The following is an 18,349-nucleotide window of genomic DNA, read 5'->3' as shown; positions in this document are numbered from 1 at the left end:
CTCACCGCACGCCCCGGATGAAAGCAAGAACCAGAACGATTGTCGCCACCCTCGCATTCGGGCTCGCCGCAGGACTTGCCGGGGGCGCTGCGGTCGTCTATGGCGGCATCTACGACATCAGCGCAACAGAGCAGCACACCGGACCGGTCTACCGTCTGATCGATCTCGCGATGCGGCGCGCGGTCATGTTTCGGTCTTCCGGCATCGAGGTGCCCGACCTGTCGCAAGCCGAGCGTACCCGCAGCGGCTTTGCGCATTACCGCGCCCACTGCCTGGAATGCCACGGCGCGCCGGGCGTCGCCCCACGGGGCGTGGCGATGGGCATGACGCCCGCTCCGGCCAACCTGGTGTCGACCGCCCGCGAATGGCAAGCCGCGGAGATCTACTGGGTCGTGCGCAACGGCATCAAGATGAGCGGCATGCCGGCGTGGCAATACCGGCTGAGCGACCGGGAGATATGGGACATCGTCGCCTTCGTCAAGCTGATGCCGGGCATGTCGCCGCAAACCTTCGCACAGTGGGACAGCACGATCGGCGACCCGCAGCCGCAGGAAAAACGCGCACCGGCAACGGTCCAGGTACAGGATGTGAAGCTCGGCAGTGCCGACGCCGGCCGGCGTGCGCTGCAGCAGTACCTTTGCGTGACCTGCCACCAGATTCCCGGTATCGTCGGCGCGAACCGCCACGTCGGCCCGCCGCTTGCCGGCGTCGCCACCCGCATGTACATCGCCGGCGTCCTGCCCAACACGCCAGGAAACATGGTGCTCTGGATTCAACACCCGAAGCGCGTCAATCCGCTGTCAGCAATGCCGGACCTCGGCGTGACCGGGCAGGATGCGCGGGACATCGCCGCGTTCCTGTACACACTAAAGGAAAGCGAATAGCACACGCTGGTACAGAACCTGCCTTCTTCCTCACACGAACACAGACGGAGTGCCGAATGGAAAAGATGTCACGCCGATCGTTTTTCAAGATTGCCGGGGTCGCGGCGGCGAGCAGCACGGTGGCCGCCGGCGCTGCGGCACAGGGCCTGGTCGGCAATGCACCGACGCCGGCGGCGGCTGTACCGCAATACGATGCCTACGTCTTCCTTAACACCGAGGAGGCACGCCTCGTGCGCGCCGCCGTCGCCCGGCTGATCCCCGAGGACGACAACGGACCGGGCGCACTGGAAGCCGGCGTTCCGACCTTCATCGACCGGCAGCTGGCTGGCGCCTGGGGGGCCGGCGAGCGCCTGTACCGCAGCGGCCCATGGCAGGAAGGCGACGAGACGCAGGGGTACCAGCTCCCTTTTACGCCGGCAGAACTGTTCCGCAAGGCGCTGCGCGGCATACGCGACGACCTCGCCCGCCGGGGCCGGCCGCCTTTCGCCGAGTTGCCGGAAGCGGAACAGGACCGCTATCTCAAAGACCTGGAAGCGGACAAGATCCAGCTCGACGGCATTCCCGGGAAGGAGTTCTTCGAATCGCTGCTTTCCCTGACCATGGAAGGCTATTTCAGCGATCCGGTCTACGGCGGAAACAAGGACATGGTGGCGTGGAAGATGATCGGTTTTCCCGGCGCCTATGCGTCCTTCTACGATCTGGTTGACCAGCACGGCGTGCTCTACACGCGAGCGCCGATCAGCATGGGCGACGACGGCAAGGGCAAGATCCACATTCATCCGGCGAAGCCCACGCACGCGGCCACGGGAGGGAAGTGAAGATGGCGACACGCCTGCCCGAGACGGATGTGGTTTTGCTGGGTGTCGGCCTGGTGGGGTCGATCCTGGGACGCGAACTGACGAAGGCCGGCTTGAAGGTCGTCGGCCTGGAACGCGGCGAGCCGCGCTTCACGGTGCCGGACTTCCAGGGGCCGCAGATCCACGACGAGCTGCGCTATTCGATCCGCAAGGCGCTGATGCAGGACAGCGCGAAGGAGACCATCACCTTCCGCCGCAACGCGGACATGGTTGCGTTGCCGGTGCGGCGCTGGGGCAGCTTCCTTCCCGGCACCGGGCTGGGCGGCGCGGCGGTGCACTGGAACGGCCAGACCTACCGCTTCCAGGATTCCGACTTCCAGTTCCGCTCGCGTACCGTCAGCCGGTACGGCAAGGGATTCATCAGCGATGACATTCTCGCGCAGGACTGGGGCATCACGGCGGCGGAGATCGAGCCGTACTACGACCGTTTCGAATACCTGCTCGGTGTCTCCGGCAAGGCGGGCAATATCAAAGGCAAAAAAGTAGAAGGCGGCAATCCGTTCGAGGATCCGCGCTCGCGTGACTATCCCACGCCGCCGATGAAGGAGCCGTACGGATCGGCCATGTTCCGCAAGGCCGCCGCCGGGCTGGGCTACCATCCGTTTCCCCAGCCGTCGGCGAACCTCAGCCAGCCCTACACCAACCCCGAGGGCATGCGCCTGTATACCTGCATGTTCTGCGGCTATTGCGAACGCTTCGGCTGCGAGCACTTCGCCAAATCGTCCCCGCAGACGGTGCTGCTTCCCGTCCTCCTGAAAGACAAGAACTTCACATTGCGCACCCAATGCCATGTCCTGCGGATCAATCTCGACAGCACCGGCAAGCAGGCCACCGGCGTCACCTACGTAGACCCGATGGGGCGGGAAGTGGAACAGCCGGCGCGGCTGGTCATCGTCGGTGCCTTTGCGCTCAACAATGTTCGCCTGCTCCTTCTGTCGGGAATCGGCAAGCCGTATGACCCAAAGACGGGCGAAGGAGTTGTCGGCCGCAGCTATGCATACCAGACCATGAGCTCGGCGAAGGTGTTCTACGACGAGAGCGTCAACATCAATCCGTTCATGCGCTCGGGCGCCAGCGGGACAGTGATCGCGGATTTTGTCAGCGATAACTTCGACCACGGACCACACGGTTTTGTCGGCGGCGCCTATATCGGCGAGGTGATGTCAAACGGACGCCCGATCGAGTTCCACCCGACGCCGCCGGGCACGCCCGCCTGGGGCGGCGAATGGAAACGCGCCGTTGTTCGCCATTACAACCATACCTCGGTGCTGAGCGTGCACGGCAGCTCCGTTGCCGTGAAGAGCAACTACCTTGACCTGGATCCGACCTACAAGGATGCGTGGGGCTTGCCGCTACTGCGACTGACCTTCGATTTTCCGCAGAACGACATCAAGCTCTCCGCCTATATCACGGAAAAAGCGAAAGGCATCGCCCGCGCGATGGGCGGGCAGCAGGTTTCGGCCGAGCCCAGAAAACCGCCATACAACATCACCGAGTATCAGACCACGCACAATACCGGCGGCACCGTGATGGGCAACGATCCGTCGACCAGCGTCGTCAATCGTTACCTGCAGAGTTGGGACGTACCGAATGTATTCGTCATCGGCGCATCGAACTTTCCGCAGAATGCCTCCTATAACCCGACCGATACGATCGGCGCACTGGCGTACTGGGCAGCGGACGCCATCGTCAGCCGCTACCTGAAGTCACCCGGCCCGCTGGTGCACACATGAGCGCCGTCCGACACATGTGCCGGTTGCTCACGGCGATCCTGGCCACCGCAGTTGCCATCCCGCTGAGTGCACAAGTCGCTCCGGGCAGCGCGCCTGAGCCGGATGCGAGGGCGGCCGGCGAGCGACTCGCCCTGAGGGGAGCGCAGGGCATTGCCGCATGCAGTACCTGCCACGGCGCGCTGGGCGAAGGCAGCGTGCGGGCCGGCATCCCGAGGATCGCCGGCTTCTCGCGGTCTTACCTGGCGCTTCAGCTGCAAAGCTTCGCCAACGGCCGGCGTGATAACAAGACAATGAGTCCGATTGCGCGCAAGCTGGATGACCGGCAGATCGAGGCCGTCTCCGCCTACTACGCAAGAGTAACCGCGCCGCCGGCGCTCATGCCGAGCCGCCCAGACGAGCGGCAGCTGGAACGCGGCCGCATCCTCGCCATGGTCGGCGACGAAGGGCTGCGGCTGCAGGCCTGCATCAACTGCCATGGCCCGGCCGGGACCGGTGAGCCGCCGCGCTTTCCCTATCTCGCCGGGCAGCACCGCGCGTATCTTGTTTCCGCGTTGAAGGATTGGAAAGAGGGCAAGCGCAAGACCGATCCGAGCGGGAACATGAATGAAATAGCGCGCCTGCTCAATGACGAGGACCGCGCGGCGGTGGCGGCGTACTTTGCCGTCCAGGCGCCGCCGGTTCCGGCGGAAGAACGCGTCAACATCCCGATGGGGTCGATCGAACGACCGACACGACCAGCGGCGGCCTCGATGGCAACGCCGAAATCCACGAAAGGGATCGGCGTCGAGCAAGGCGCGCCAACCACGGGCGGCAATCAGGGGCCGGGCGGCGGAAGCGGGGCAGGGGGGAATGCGTCGCGCAGCGGCAGTGGAGGAGATCAGTAGGATACGGTCCGTTGAACCGAGGCATTCCGGCCATGTTGTTCTTTCAACTGCCGAATGCTCCGTCGGCAGTAGCCGCCTCGGGCGCAAGAACAGGCCTCACGAAGCATCCTCCCTGCGCTTTTCATCGTCGGGCCGGAGTTCGGCTCTTTCTGCATCCGCTTCAAACATCGCCCGCTGCGCCCGCACCTGTTCGGTCGGATCGTGTATTTTTTGCTCTTCCCTGGCCTTATGCGTGTAACGCTGGAAAAGAACCAAAGGGGTAGTCACAAGCGCCAGCGCCCCGCCGAATTGCAGCGTGGCTACCGGGTCTTCCCACCGGATAAAGTGCTCGAGAAACGTCACGCCGAGAATGACAACAATGACACTCACCACTTTTGATTCCAGATCATTGAGCGTTTGCACCCCAAGCGAGACGGTGATATTGAGGGGTGCCACGAACAGGCTGTAAAGGCCGACTCCGATAATGTAGAACACCACTGCCTTGAGCATGACACTCACGATCTCCAGAAATTCGACGGTCAGCCTCGTCGCACCGAGGTTTCCGGCGATCAGGTCTTTCCACGCGCCCCAGACACCCGCAATGGCCTGAATCGCGCCGAACACAAATAAAGATAGCGCCACTAGCAGGACGGCGACCACGGCCAACAGCACAATGTAGCGGCTGTGCCCGATAAGCTGGCTGAACCGATCGATCGGCTCGGAGGAATGTTTGTTTTTTGGCCTCATGCGCGAAATGGGAAAACAGGAAAGGGCAGCACGCCTCGCTGCAGTGCGCCCCCATTGCAGCAAATCGCGTGCCCAGCACCGTGATGATTTGCAATTTCTGCACTCACGGACTTCGGGGCTCTGCTCCACAACATGAATGTGTTGCTCTTGATGTCAATTCCCGCTATCGCCTTGGCGGGCACGCTAGTTGCTGATCTTTCGTCTTTGCCACAGCATCGCACCGTGGCATGACGTTGGACTGAAGCTCAGGTTGAAGCCTGTGAATACCAAGGAATGCTGGTTCATCGGAGAATGCATGATTGAGCTGCGGCATGCAGGCGAGGGCTTGTTGCGCCAGTCATTTGCAGGCGACGTCTACAACACCGCCGTCTATTTCCACCGGCTTGTCCCGGTCGGTCGTACCTGTTTCGTCAGCGCAGTGGGCACGGACCGCATGAGCCGGGCGCTTCTGGCGCAAGCGGAAAAACACGGCCTCGACACCGACTACATCACGGCCGCCGGGACCAAACCGCCCGGGCTCTACTTGATTACGCTTTCCGAGGGCGGGGAGCGATCCTTCCTTTACTGGCGGAGCGAATCGGCGGCGCGGCAGATGCTCGATCCGGCGCACGTCGACCGACTCCTGTCGCGCGCTCACGCATGCACCATGCTCTACTTCTCCGGTATTACCCTCGCGATCCTGGACGATGACAGACGCAAGCGGCTACTTGCGTTGGCAGCAGCGGTGAAATCCCACGGCGGCTGGGTCGGCTTCGATAGCAATTACCGGCCAGCATTGTGGCAGGGCAAGGACGAAGCCCGCCACTGGAGCAATCGCGCACTCGCCGTGGCCTCACATGCCCTCGTCACCTACGACGATGAAGCGCAACTGCATGACGATGGAACCGCAGCCATCACGATGTCACGTACGCTTGCCAGCGGACCAGTCGAGTCCGTCGTGAAACTCGGGAAGGAAGGATGCCTGGTACAAGCGGCGACAATGCGCAGCGCGATGAGCGTGCCTGCGGAAAAGGTCGAACCGGTGGACACGACTGCGGCAGGCGATTCATTCAATGCCGCCTATCTCGCTGCACGACTTGGTGGCGTATCCCCGGCAGACGCTGCACAGGCCGGCACCAAGCTGGCCGCGAGAGTCATACGCATCGCCGGGGCGATTATCGAAGAGTGATGCTACGCAACATCCTCCTCTCCCGCGCCATCAGTGCGCCGCCGGCGGACCACCGATCTTGCCCGGCTTCGTCAGCCAGATCAGGCCGGTCAGGCAGAAGAAGGCAATGGCACAGTAGAAGAAAAACTCGTTGGTTGCCATCATCAGGCTTTGCGCATTCAGCAGGCGCTCGACGACGCCGAAGGCTTCCTGGCGTGTCATGCCGCCGGCCTGCAGCGTAGCGAGATATTGATTGGTCGCGTCGGAGAACGCCGTCACGTGCTCGCTCAGCTGCGCATGGTTGCGCGAGGCAAGATGATCCCACGAGGTCACACTGATCGCAGTCCCGATTGCGGCGCCCAGCGTGCGCAGGAAGTTCGACAGGCTCGATGCGGCCGCCATGTGATCCGGCGTGATATTGGACAGCATGATGGTCTGCACCGGCAGGAAGAAGCAGGCCATTCCCAGGCCCTGCACCAGGCGCGGATTGACGATATTCCAGAAGGTCACATCCAGCGTCATCTGCGTGTTCCACAACGACACGCCGCCCATTACGAGGAAGGCGAAGGTTGCCAGCGCGCGCAGGTTGAGCCGGGCGACATTGCGTCCGATGATGGGCGCCAGGATCAGCATGAAGAGACCGATCGGCGCCATCGCCATGCCCGCCTGCGTGGAGGTGTAACCCATCACCAGTTGCAGCCACAAGGGAACGATCACCACGGTGCCGAAGTAGGTCATGAAGCCCACCGACAGCACGATCACGCCAAACCGGAAGTTCTTGTCGTTGAACAGATGCAGGTCGACGATAGGATGATGCGAGGTCAGGACCCAGGCGATGAAGAAAGTCAGCGTGACCACCGCGATGACGGCCAGCGCGACGATGAACGGCGAGGCAAACCAGTCATAGTCCTTGCCGATCTCGAGCATCAGTTGCAGGCTGCCGACGCCGACCACCAGCAGGATCAGCCCGACGACATCGAGCGGAACCTTCACGATCGGCGCTTCGCGCTTGCGCATCAGTGTCCAGACGGTGATGCCGCCGAACAGGCCGATCGGAATATTGATCAGGAAGATCCATGACCAGTGATAGTTGTCGCTGATGTAACCACCGAGCAGCGGCCCGGCAATCGGTGCCAGGATCACCGTCATCGCCCACAACCCCATCGCCGCACCGCGCTTCTCGGGCGGGAAATTGCGCACCAGAAGGGTTTGCGACAACGGCACCATCGGTCCGGAGACAAAGCCCTGCAGCAGGCGCAGCGTTACCAGCATCGGCAGGTTGACCGAAAACGCGGCGAGCGCCGACATCAGGGTGAACAGGAGGACCGAAATCGTGAACAGCTTCACCTCGCCGACGCGCCGCGCAAGCCAGCCGGTCAGCGGCACCGCAATGGCCGCGGCCACCGAATAGGAGCTGATGATCCAGGTGCCCTGGCTGGACGACACGCCAAGCGCACCCGCGATGGTGGGAATGGATACGTTCGCGATCGTGATGTCGAGGATTTCCATGAAGGTCGACATCGCCGTCGCGATGGTGAGCATGACCAGCGGCGCACCATGCAGAGGTGCAGCCGCCTGTTGTCCGCCCGCTGGTGAAGTAGCCATCGATCGATTCCTACTTCAGGTTGGCGGCAATGATGGTATCGGTGCGGGCCTTGGCGGCCGTCGCGACGGAGCTGTCGGCCGACTCGTACGCGGTCAGTGCACCGGCAACAGGCGCCTGGTCCAGATGCGTGCCTTGCTGCTCATGCAGATCGACTTCGGCGCGCATTGACAGGCCAACGCGCAGCGGGTGCTCGGCAAGCTGCTTCGGATCGAGCGTGATGCGCACGGGGACGCGCTGCACCACCTTGATCCAGTTGCCGGTCGCGTTCTGTGCGGGGAGCAGGGAGAAGGCCGCACCAGTGCCGGCGGCAAAGCCGGCGACCTTGCCGTCGTACTGCACCTTGCTGCCGTAGACGTCGGCGGTGAGTTTGACCGGCTGGCCGACGCGAATTTCGCGCAGTTGCGATTCCTTGAAGTTGGCGTCGACCCACAGTGCATCGAGCGGGACGATCGCCATCAGCGGCGTGCCGGGAGCGACGCGCTGGCCAACCTGCACATTGCGTTTTGCCACTTCGCCACCGGTGGGCGCGTACAGCGTGGCGCGTGCCTGCGCCAGCATGGCTTCCTGCACGCGTGCAACGGCGCGTTGCACGTTGGGATGATTGGCGACGGTGGTGCCGTCCGTGAGCGCGCGGCCCGACGCGAGTTGTTCGCGCGCTGCATTCACTGCTGCCAGCGCGGTGGAGACGGCGCTTTCGGCATGATGGATTTCCTCGCCGGAGACGGCCCCGGAACCGGCCAGTGCCTTGCGGCGTGCAAGGTCGTCGCGTGCGCGGGCCAGCTCCGACTCGCGCATGGCGAGCGTGGCACCGGCCTGGGCCTGCGTTGCGTACAGTGTCCTCACCTCGCGTACTGTCTGCGCCAATTGGGCTTCGGCCTGGGCAAGCGCGACGTCCGCATCCGCTGTGTCGAGCATGACCAGCGGCTGGCCTGGTTTGACGATGGCCGTGTCGTCGGCAAGGATCTTCCTGACTGTACCGGCGACCTGCGGCGTCACCTGCACCACGTTGCCCTGAACATAGGCGTTGTCGGTCTCTTCGATATAACGGGCAATCATGGCCCAGTAAGCGAGGTAGGCAAGACCGGCAGCAGCGAAGAGTGTGGTAATGGTGAGCAAAACCTTTTTGCGCTTCGGAGTACCGGCGCTGGCCGATGCTGCCGGCGCATTGCGAGGCGCTGCGTTGTCTGCGGATGAAGATGCGTTCATGGGGTTTCCTGATTGGACTCTTTTAATGTGTTTGTGCTGTTGTGGCTGCCTGGCTTCCTACCTGATTGCCGGGGCGACGTTCGTGGAACCCGCCGCCCAGGGCGCGTAACAGGGAAATCTGCAGATCGTCTCGGCGCGCGTGCAGGAGCGACATGGCACGGCGCTGCGCGAGCAGTTGCGACTCGACCGTGAGCACCGTGAGGTAGGGCGACAGTCCGCCCTGGTAACGCAGCATGGCGAGCCGATGGGCTTCTTCCGCTGCGTTCAGCGCTTCCTGCGCGGCGTCTTCCTCACGCGCGAGGTCTGCCAGTCTGACAAGCTGTTCCGATACCTCTTGCGCAGCATTGAGCACCGACTGGTTGTACTGGGCGATAGCGGCATCGACGTCACTCATCTTGCCCGCGTAATTGGCACGCAGCCTGCCTGCATCGAAGATCGGGAGGCGGATCGCAGGGCCGATGCTGTTGGTGAAGCTGCCGGCATCCAGCAGCCGGTCGAGGCCGATGGCCTGGAAACCGATCATCGCGTTGAGGTTAATGTTCGGATAGAACTGCGCCTTTGCCGCTTCGGCGTCGCCTGTTGCTGCTGCAATGCGTGCGCGCTGCGCGGCGAGTTCCGGGCGACGTCCCAGCAAGTCCAGCGGCAAGCTCGCCGGCACTTGCGCTGCTGCCGGGCGCGTCGCCGGGCGGCTGATACTGTCGGCGGCTGACGGCATGTCGCCGGCGAGGGCGGCGATCTGCAGGCGGGTGACTTTCATTGCGGTGGCGAGCTGCTCCAGTTCGACCTTCAGCGCGGCCACGTTGGTGTCGGCTTGCTTTACTTCGACCTGGGTATCGAGTCCATTCGCAACGCGCTGGTCGACCAGGCGGCGAATGTCCTGGCGCTGCTTCAGGGTGGACAGGAGCACATCCTGCAGATCGTACTGACCGGCGAGCTGCAGATACGCGCGCGCGATGGACGTCGTCAGGGCAAGGCGGGCGGCAGCATGGTCGAACTCGGCCGCCTGCAGTTGTTTGCCCGCAGCGCGAATCAATGCGGCGTTTCGCCCCCACAGGTCAAGATCCAGGCCGAAGTTGACCGCTGCCAGTCCCTGGCTGACGTATTCGCCGCCTTTGCCCAGCGGCGGCTTGGGAACGAGGTAATTCTCGGACTGCCGGCCGTAAGAGGCATCGAGCGCGCCATTGACTTGCGGGCGATCGGCCGCGCGGGCGATGCCGGCGGCTGCCTGTGCGTGCGCAATGCGCGCCTGTGCGCCGGCAAGGGAAGGGCTGTTCGATAGCGCATGGTCGATCAACCGATCCAGCTGGGCGTCGCCAAATGCCGTCCACCAGGCGTCATTCGGCCAGCTCGCGTCTGCGGTGCCGGCCAATGTGGACGGCATCTCCACACGGTCCAGCGGTTGTTGTGCCGGCGCGAGCGTCTGGAAACTGACGCACGCCGAAAGCAGCGCCGGGAGGAGGGCGATGCCGGTTCTTCGTAAGGTCTTGTTCATGTTGTTATGCGTTATTGATCATGCGGCGCAGAAAGGACTTGAACTGCTCCACTTCTTCCGGAGTGAACTCACGCAAATGGTGGTTCAGCAGTTCGACGGCCACTTCCTTCATGCGGTCGGCGATTTGCCTGCCCTTGTCCGTCAGCGCCACCTCGACGATGCGTCTGTCCGCACTGCTTCGGCTGCGCTGTACGAAGCCTTTTTCTTCCAGGCGGTCGAGCATGCGGGTCATGGCGCCCGTGTCGGTCATGCTCGAACGGGCCAGATCGGCTGCAGTGCTCGGTCCGTTTTGCAGCCGAGAAAAGATGCCGTACTGCGCATGCGTCATATCGAACTCCGCCAGGCGTCGGTCTACGCTGACGGCGAGCTGCGTGCCGGCCCTCTTGAGGAGGTAACCGATGCTCTCTTCGAGTGAATAGGTTTGGGTGGAATAGGGTTTCGTCATCGTTGTTTCCAAGGCTTGGGCGCAATATACCTGCCTAGGCAGCGACAGTCAAGGCAGTGGGTGCCGAGGCAGCATATTGCCAGATGCAAATTAGGTGTGTTCTTCGGAGAGCGCCCGGGGGAAAGTTTCGCCACATGGGGTCATGCCGTTGAGTTAGGAGCGTTCTTGAGGACGATCAACACCGAGGCAGGACATTGACCGTTCAGTCGAATTGTCGGCCGGGCCGTTCGCCTTTCCAGAGGGTGAGCTCACGCGGCTGAAGGCGTTGTAGGAGGGCCGGCAGTTTCCCTGCACCCATGCTACGGGAGCCCGGTGCAGTTCGTACTGAATCACTGGATCAGACGGAAGGCACGAATAAAGCGGATTTCGGCTGGGGCAGCATTTGATGCGTGCAATCGGCTTTGGCCATTTCTCAGTCTGAGTAGACTGTACGCTGTTAGCGGCGTGGGCTTTGGTCGGTAGTAGGTAGTTTTGTGTCTGCCGGTTTGTACCGGTTCTGCGAATACGTTCTAGCCAACGGCGCACTCGCGCCACGCAGTTTACATAATATAAATTATGCGTATTAAACATCTAGAGCTAGATCAGAACCCTCAATCCGATTTTGATCTATACTGTACGTCCATACAGTATACGGATGGACATTCATGATGAACCGAATGACTCTCTTTGAAGGATACAAGCTGATCGCCGTCAAGGAACGGCTTGCACTCGCCGTGAATTCTATCGCGGAGCGCCATCGAACTGAGGGCCGCGTCCTCACCTGGCGTCTCGTGCATGAGATCGAAAAGGAAGCAATCAAGACACTGGAAGAAGCTGGCGATCTGGATATCAAGTACATCCGGATGGTTCGTTCCTCGCGCTGGGGCTATGTTCCCAAGGTCGATCAAGTGGCAGACTTGAAGAGTCATAAGGCCTTGCCGGTCGCGCTTACGATGATCCAGAACGCGTATTTCTCCTGCCATTGACTGCGACCGACTGCCCGACCCGTCCAAACTTGCAGGCAGCGTCTAGGCGGTCTGCCCTGTAATCAAGCACAAGTCGATTTCACAGATTGCGGATCTTCATTTGCCGAACTGACAATCGAAGCGACGACGGTCTCCATGTTTTCAGCCTTTGAAAACTCGCCCCGGCGGCCATGTGCGCCGACACGTCTAGTCATTGCTCCACACTCGCAATGCGTGGTCAAGTCAGAGATTCGCCAAAGTAAACGATTGAACGGATTGTCAAAGCGACTCAGTCCGCGATAAAACTTGATTACCGACTGAAAGTATTTTATTTAATGTGATTTCTGCGTAGTTTGCGCAAGCCTCTGATTCTGAATCGATATCTCGCAAATCACGTGTTTTTGGCTCGAGCTAGAAAGCACTTTAAGTTCCCGCTTTACCTTATGAACATGTTTTGGAAGTTGCGGTTTTCTCGAGAACCAGAGTGCCAACTTGTCATCCGCACAGCTGGAGAAAAATGGAAGAAAAGGAGACAAGGCGGATCACAAAATCGATGATTCCACCGTCTCTGGGGCTGCAGCTTGTCGACAAAACTTTTACTTGGTCACATGTGCCACGCTTACTGCCCGTCGTCCACCGCAGCCAATCTCGCACCACCGCTGCTTGCCGTATCTGGCGCATTCCGCGTGTCGGAAGGTCCCTCTGCTTCCCCGCCTCGCTCGCTGATAGCCAGGATAAATGCCGAATAGCTAACGCCCCTTCTGCAGGCGGTTGCACGACGCACGCCTAGAACCGCCCTGCCCTTTAATCTTCCTGCTGGTTTCAGCGCTCGCCGCGGATGTAATGCTCGAGTTGCTCGATGATGAATTGCTGCTCAGAGATGATGTCCTTGACCAGATCGCCGATGGAAATCAACCCGATCAGCTCGCCCTTTTCCATGATGGGGAGATGACGCAGGCGATTCTCGGTCATCAGTGCCATGCAGTCTTCATTGGTGTGCTCCGGGGTGACGTACATGACCGGAGAGCTCATGATGTCTCGCACGCGCGTATTTTCGGATGAGCGGCCTTTCAGCACGACCTTCCGTGCGTAGTCGCGCTCAGAAACAATTCCGACGATTTTCGAGCCTTCAGTCACCACGAGCGCACCGATGCTCATTTCTGCCATCAGTTTTAGCGCCTCCCAGACGCTGGCCTCCGGTGCGACCGAATAAACGGACTTGTGTTCCTTGGCGCGAAGAATCTGTGCAACTGGCTTCATGGCATGTCTCCTGTCAGTATGTAATTGGTTTTTTTGCTCGGCTATCCCTGGATGCGTCATGTTCAGACACGGGACACTCAGGATTACTTTATTAGCCGGGCTTGACACTGAGGTGCATCAACGACCTTGTCCGACCGTCAATAATGAAAAAGATCGACCTGGCGATACACTTCCCACATTACTTGAAGTAATCGAAAAAAGTCATTGAATTGTCGATGGAATGATCGCAAAAAAGCGCAAGCTTTGCCGACATGCAGAAGCAAGATCAAGGGCTTGGAGGACGGTGCTTCGCGCAGCTCCGTCGAGGGCGCTACGGACAGTCAATGAAGAGGCCAAGAGCCACGCGGCCACCCTCCTGGCGGCCGCAGCGCATGAAAAACTGAATAAAGGCTTAACGTGCCTTGGAGAGAATCACCAGCCAGCGGCGGAACAACAGGAGTTCCAGGTGGCCTGCCTCGATTCCGGTACTGCAATCGAGGATTGGACTGACATGGTAGTAGCGCTTGCGGAAGTCGCGGCAGACGAAGATCTCGCGCCGCCCCAGGCGCAACAGGAACGACGTCGGTGCATATTCAAGGCCGAAACGCGGGGCCAAAGGATTGTGTAGTTGTGCCATGGCAGTCCTCCTCTCTCAACAGCAATGAATGGAGTGTTACTCTACCACAACTACTGTACAAATCAACAGCACTGTAAAAACATCCAGCCTGCTGCGTCATAAACCTTCAGATTTCCACTTGTGTTCCCAATTCGATAACGCGGTTGCTCGGCACATGATAGTAATCGGCGGCATCGCGTGCGTTTCGTGACATGACGGCGTACATCGACTCCCGCCACAGCGCCATTCCAGCCCCGACTTTGGGGATCACGTTTTGCCGCGAAATGAAGAAGGAGGTCGACATCATCTCAAACTCCAATCCGTGTTCCTTGCACAACTGCAGCGTTGCCGGAATATCGCGCTCGTCCTTGAAGCCGAAATGGACGCTGACCTGGTAACAGTCGTGTCCAAGCGCCTCGACCTTGACGCGCTCCGATGCAGGCACGTAGGGAATGTCGGCGTTAAAAACCGTCAGGAAGACGGTCCGTTCATGCAGCACCTTGTTATGGACGAGGTTGTGGAGCATTGCATGCGGCACGCCATCGCCTTCCGCACGGAAGTAGACAGCGGTGCCCTCAACCCGCACCGGCGGGCTGACGAACAGCGACTGAAGGAAATCCTCCAATGGGATCAGGTGCTTGCGCAGATTTTCATAGACGAGCCGCCGTCCGTCGCGCCAGGTCAGCATGAGGGTCACCATGACTGCGGCGAGCAGCAGCGGGAACCAGCCGCCATGAATGATCTTGAGTGTGTTCGCCGAGAACAGGGAAATGTCGATGGTGAAGAAAAATCCGGTCGCGGCCGCTGCCAGGAGCAGGTTGTAGCGCCAGCGATAGCGGATCACGAAGAAGGTCAGGATGGTCGTCATCAGCATTGTCGCCGTCGCAGCGATACCGTAGGCGGACGCGAGGTTGGACGATGAACCGAAGCCCACGACAGCGAGCAGCACGACCGTGAGCTGCAGCCAGTTCACCAGCGGGATATAGATCTGGCCCATTTCACGCTCGGAGGTATACATCACCCGCATGCGCGGCAGGAAGCCGAGCGCGATCGCCTGCTGCACGATGGAGAAGGTACCGGAGATGGTCGCCTGCGAGGCAATCACGGTGGCCATCGTTGCAAGCACGACGAGGGGATAGATGCTCCAGGGGCCGAGTTGCTGGTAAAAGGGATTGGAAACGGCTTCCGGGTTGGCCAGCAGCAGCGCCCCCTGCCCCAGGTAATTGAGCGCTAGAGCCGGGAACACGACTGCAAACCACGCCAGACGAACCGGCTTTCTGCCGAAATGTCCCATGTCTGCATACAGCGCCTCGGCGCCGGTAAACGCCAGTACGATGGCGCCGAAGGCAATGAATGCCAGCCAGCCATTCGCTTCCAGAAAGCGCGCGCCATGGACCGGGTTCAGGGCAGCCAGGATGGATGGCTGGTCGATGATATTGACGATGCCCATCGTGGCCAGCGTGAGGAACCAGACCAATACGATCGGGCCGAACCACTTGCCGATGCCGCCGGTGCCGTGGTGCTGCAGCATGTACAGGCCGACCAGCACGGCGACCGTCGTCGGCACGACATACGGCTTTAGCGCCGGCGTCGCGACTTCCAGCCCTTCTATCGCCGACAGCACGGAAATCGCAGGCGTGATGACCCCGTCGCCAAAGAACATCGCCGTACCGACCAGGCCGGCAAGCAGCACGACAGAGAACCAGCGCGATTGCTGGGACACGGACGACAGGGCAAGCGCCACCAGGGCAATGATGCCGCCCTCACCCCGGTTATCAGCGCGCAGGATCAGGACGACGTACTTCAACGACACGACGATGATCAGGCCCCAGACGATCAGCGACACGACGCCCAGCACATTGGCCGGACTCAGCGGCAGGCCGTGAGCCTCCGCAAATACTTCCTTCATCGTGTACAGGGGACTGGTGCCGATATCGCCGTAGACGATGCCGATGGCGGCAAGCGTCAGGGCCTTGAGGCTGTTTTTCGCATTTTCCGTTGTCACGCAACACCCTTATAGCGAGCTCGCCGGAGCTATGCACTTTCCGTGCCGGCGTGATGCCAAAGCGGCAACACTTGCAACGAGCGTAATAGGAGGGCGAAAAGATACCGTGTTTCGCCGAAAAAGTCTTTTCGGGGATATCTCTGCCTCAACCGGAGTCAGCTCCCCTGCGGGGACTCCAGCGATGCAGGCTGCGCTCCGGCAAGGCGATACGCCTTGGGCGATGTGCCATACCAGCGGCGGAAGGTCCGGCTGAAGTTGGACGTGTCGAGATACCCGAGCCGCTCGGCGATCTGTTCTACCGGGTGTCCGGTATGGCGCAAGTACCAGTGCGCCCTTTCCTTCCGGACTTCATCGAGCAACGTCTGGTAGCTGGTGCCATGCCGCCGAAGGTGGCGGATCAGCGTGCGCGCCGACATGTGCAATTGCGCGGCCATCTCTTCGCAGCTCGGATAGCCTTCATCCCGCCCTTGCAGGTGGCGCCTGACCTGTGCGGGTACGTCTTCCTCTATCGCCAGACTTGCCAGGGCCGCCTCGCAATCGCGGATGGCAGACGCATGTACAACCGCGTCGGAAGTCAGGCACGGCTCGGCGAGGAGCGCCTCCGGCATCCGGATTTCCAAGTGAGCTGCATCAAACTGCACCTTGCCCTTCAAGCGATGCATGTAGCGGTCCGCCCACGCCGGGGCGGGATAAGGGAGCAGGTATTCCACCTCGTCCAGAGCATGGCCGAGCAAGGCTTCGAATAGTGTGACGATCAGCATCAGTACCGCTTCCAGGATGGGGATGCGCACGTCCGCGAGGTCAAACGACTCTCGCACCTGCAGGCCGAACTGCGGTCCGCGCCGGATCAGGTGGAACTCGATCGCCCTGCCCCGCAGCCGGCCATAACGTGTAATGACATCGACTGCTTCGGCAACATCCTTGCTCGCCAGCGCCGCATACCCAACCGGGCCATGCGCCGACGCCGGGATCAGGGCTCCCAGCTCCATGCCGAGTGCCGGCTGGTCCGCGAAGCGGAGCGCTGCCAGGACCAGGCTGCGCATCTCCGCAAAGCTCGTATCCCGGCCGGAATTCACCAGCCCCGCCCATGTCAGCCCAACGCTTTCCAGGAGGCTCTGCGTGGGCACGCCGCGTTGCCGCAGCAGCATACAGAGCAGCCGTGCGTAGGTCGGGTGGAAAACCGGTTCGTGCCAGAAAGCGGGTATGACCATCGTTTTTACCTGGAAAGGATGCCGGCGTGGGCAGCGGCGCTATTTCGCCATGCTGTCATGTTATGACGATAACTTGCCATCTCTTTCGGTGTCGCTCTGCGGCGCATCAAACGATGCTTCGTGATACCGAAACAACAACAAGACAAGGAGACCCAGCATGGAGACGAGCCTTTCCCCGCCATCCCCCCTGATCTACCGCGATCGCAAGCGTTACGCCTGGCTGCTGTCGCTGCTGGTCCCGGCACTGACCGCAGCAGGCCCGGCCTTCTATCACCTGACCGGCAAGACCTGGTCGGTATGGGCGCCGGTGCTGCTGATCTATGTCGTCATCCCGGTCATCGACTGGGCACTCGGTGAAGACCGGAGCAATCCGCCGGAGGAAGTCGTGCCGCGGCTGGAAGCCGACCGCTACTACCGCTATGTGACGTACGCGCTCGTGCCGCTGCTCTGGCTTGGCTACATCTACGGCATCTGGTTTTTCACCAGCCACGATTTGCCATGGCATGCGCAGCTGGCCGGCGTGATCTCCACCGGCATGATCGGCGGCTATGCGATCAACCTCGGCCATGAACTCGGACACAAGCGGCCGGACCTGGAGCGCAGGCTCGCCAAGTTCACATTGGCAATGAGCGGGTACGGCCACTTCTACATCGAGCACAACCGCGGGCACCACCGTGATGTGGCAACGCCGGAAGATGCGGCTTCTTCGCGCATGGGGGAAAGCATCTACCGCTTCGTATTGCGCGAGATGCCAGGCGGATTTCGCCGTGCCTGGGCGCTGGAAAAGGAAAGACTCGCGCGGTGCGGCAGTTCTCCCTGGACATGGCGCAACGAAATCCTGCAGCCGCTGCTGCTGACTGTCGTCTTTTTCACGCTCATGATTGCGTGGCTGGGCGTGGGGGCGATTCCATTCATGCTGCTGACAGCCTTCTGGAGCAATTTCCAGCTCACCTCGGCCAACTATGTCGAGCATTACGGGCTGCTGCGCCAGAAACTGCCCAATGGCCGCTACGAGCTATGCCAGCCGCATCACTCCTGGAACAGTAACCAGCTCTTCTCCAACTGGGCACTGTTCCATCTGCAGCGGCATTCCGACCACCATGCGCATCCGGTACGGCGCTATCAGTCGCTACGCCACTTCGATAACGTGCCGCAGCTGCCGGGAGGATATGCGGTGATGTTCCTGCTCGCCTATGTGCCGCCGCTGTGGTTCCGCGTCATGGATCCGCGGCTTCTGAAAGTCGTGAACGGCGATCCGGCACGAATCAACTTCGATCCGTCACACAAGACCAGCCTGATCAGCCGCCATGGCTTGCAGGCGCCGGCACGCGCCTTGAGCGGACACGGAGCCTGA

Annotated in this window: 16 protein-coding genes; 7 read left to right on the top strand and 9 right to left on the bottom strand. The window is 61.1% G+C overall.

The window, feature by feature from the left end; all coding sequences use genetic code 11:
* Nucleotides 1-17: 17 nt before the first annotated feature.
* Genes ACYVIA_RS18255 through ACYVIA_RS18240 form a run of 4 tightly spaced genes read left to right on the top strand, consistent with a single transcriptional unit; the run spans nt 18 to nt 4,358 of the window.
* Nucleotides 18-884 carry a c-type cytochrome gene (locus tag ACYVIA_RS18255; RefSeq protein WP_460843335.1) on the top strand — a complete coding sequence of 289 codons (867 nt, stop codon included), beginning with the start codon at nt 18-20 and terminating at the stop codon, nt 882-884.
* A 56-nt stretch (nt 885-940) separates the two neighbouring features.
* Nucleotides 941-1,702: a gluconate 2-dehydrogenase subunit 3 family protein gene (locus tag ACYVIA_RS18250; RefSeq protein ID WP_460843334.1), complete on the top strand. Its 762-nt coding sequence runs from the start codon at nt 941-943 to the stop codon at nt 1,700-1,702.
* 2 nt (nt 1,703-1,704) lie between these two features.
* Complete coding sequence (locus ACYVIA_RS18245; RefSeq protein WP_460843332.1) at nt 1,705-3,474, top strand: GMC family oxidoreductase; 1,770 nt, start codon at nt 1,705-1,707, stop codon at nt 3,472-3,474.
* Entirely contained in the window at nt 3,471-4,358 is an 888-nt protein-coding gene (locus ACYVIA_RS18240) for a c-type cytochrome (protein WP_460843331.1), read from the top strand. Before ACYVIA_RS18245 ends, ACYVIA_RS18240 begins: the two co-directional genes overlap by 4 nt.
* A gap of 96 nt (nt 4,359-4,454) precedes the next feature.
* On the opposite strand, the gene ACYVIA_RS18235 is transcribed toward ACYVIA_RS18240, so the two are convergent.
* A complete protein-coding gene (locus ACYVIA_RS18235; protein ID WP_460843330.1) occupies nt 4,455-5,084 on the bottom strand; it encodes a YqhA family protein in 630 nt (209 codons plus the stop codon).
* A 259-nt stretch (nt 5,085-5,343) separates the two neighbouring features.
* On the opposite strand from ACYVIA_RS18235, the gene ACYVIA_RS18230 reads away from it, so the two are divergent.
* Nucleotides 5,344-6,252: a sugar kinase gene (locus ACYVIA_RS18230; protein WP_460843328.1), complete on the top strand. Its 909-nt coding sequence runs from the start codon at nt 5,344-5,346 to the stop codon at nt 6,250-6,252.
* Between the two features lie 30 nt (nt 6,253-6,282).
* Here ACYVIA_RS18230 and ACYVIA_RS18225 read toward each other — a convergent pair whose 3' ends face one another.
* From ACYVIA_RS18225 to ACYVIA_RS18210, 4 genes are read right to left on the bottom strand one after another with little or no spacing between them, the layout of a single operon-like run.
* Nucleotides 6,283-7,836: a DHA2 family efflux MFS transporter permease subunit gene (locus tag ACYVIA_RS18225; protein ID WP_460843326.1), complete on the bottom strand. Its 1,554-nt coding sequence runs from the start codon at nt 7,834-7,836 to the stop codon at nt 6,283-6,285.
* Nucleotides 7,837-7,846: 10 nt separating this feature from the next.
* Nucleotides 7,847-9,043 carry an HlyD family secretion protein gene (locus ACYVIA_RS18220; RefSeq protein ID WP_460843325.1) on the bottom strand — a complete coding sequence of 399 codons (1,197 nt, stop codon included), beginning with the start codon at nt 9,041-9,043 and terminating at the stop codon, nt 7,847-7,849.
* 22 nt (nt 9,044-9,065) lie between these two features.
* Entirely contained in the window at nt 9,066-10,535 is a 1,470-nt protein-coding gene (locus tag ACYVIA_RS18215) for an efflux transporter outer membrane subunit (RefSeq protein WP_460843323.1), read from the bottom strand.
* 4 nt (nt 10,536-10,539) lie between these two features.
* A complete protein-coding gene (locus tag ACYVIA_RS18210) occupies nt 10,540-10,980 on the bottom strand; it encodes a MarR family winged helix-turn-helix transcriptional regulator (RefSeq protein WP_460843322.1) in 441 nt (146 codons plus the stop codon).
* A gap of 656 nt (nt 10,981-11,636) precedes the next feature.
* Here ACYVIA_RS18210 and ACYVIA_RS18205 point away from each other — a divergent pair.
* The gene (locus tag ACYVIA_RS18205) at nt 11,637-11,945 is read left to right on the top strand and encodes a DUF2471 family protein (RefSeq protein WP_460843320.1); all 309 of its coding nucleotides are present in this window, start codon (nt 11,637-11,639) and stop codon (nt 11,943-11,945) included.
* Between the two features lie 801 nt (nt 11,946-12,746).
* Here the strand turns inward: ACYVIA_RS18205 and ACYVIA_RS18200 are convergent.
* The 4 genes from ACYVIA_RS18200 to ACYVIA_RS18185 all read right to left on the bottom strand — a co-directional run bounded on the left by ACYVIA_RS18200 (nt 12,747) and on the right by ACYVIA_RS18185 (nt 16,995).
* Complete coding sequence (locus tag ACYVIA_RS18200; protein WP_460843318.1) at nt 12,747-13,184, bottom strand: CBS domain-containing protein; 438 nt, start codon at nt 13,182-13,184, stop codon at nt 12,747-12,749.
* A gap of 391 nt (nt 13,185-13,575) precedes the next feature.
* Entirely contained in the window at nt 13,576-13,800 is a 225-nt protein-coding gene (locus ACYVIA_RS18195; RefSeq protein ID WP_460843317.1) for a hypothetical protein, read from the bottom strand.
* Nucleotides 13,801-13,906: 106 nt separating this feature from the next.
* Nucleotides 13,907-15,784 (bottom strand): potassium transporter Kup, encoded by a 1,878-nt coding sequence (locus ACYVIA_RS18190; RefSeq protein ID WP_460843314.1) that lies wholly within the window; start codon nt 15,782-15,784, stop codon nt 13,907-13,909.
* Between the two features lie 155 nt (nt 15,785-15,939).
* On the bottom strand, nt 15,940-16,995 hold the full coding sequence (locus ACYVIA_RS18185) for an AraC family transcriptional regulator (protein ID WP_460843312.1): 1,056 nt from the start codon (nt 16,993-16,995) through the stop codon (nt 15,940-15,942).
* A 157-nt stretch (nt 16,996-17,152) separates the two neighbouring features.
* On the opposite strand from ACYVIA_RS18185, the gene ACYVIA_RS18180 reads away from it, so the two are divergent.
* On the top strand, nt 17,153-18,349 hold the full coding sequence (locus ACYVIA_RS18180) for an alkane 1-monooxygenase (protein WP_460843310.1): 1,197 nt from the start codon (nt 17,153-17,155) through the stop codon (nt 18,347-18,349).

The organism is Noviherbaspirillum agri (assembly GCF_054780595.1).
This window is presented reverse-complemented; position numbering and strand designations above follow the sequence as displayed.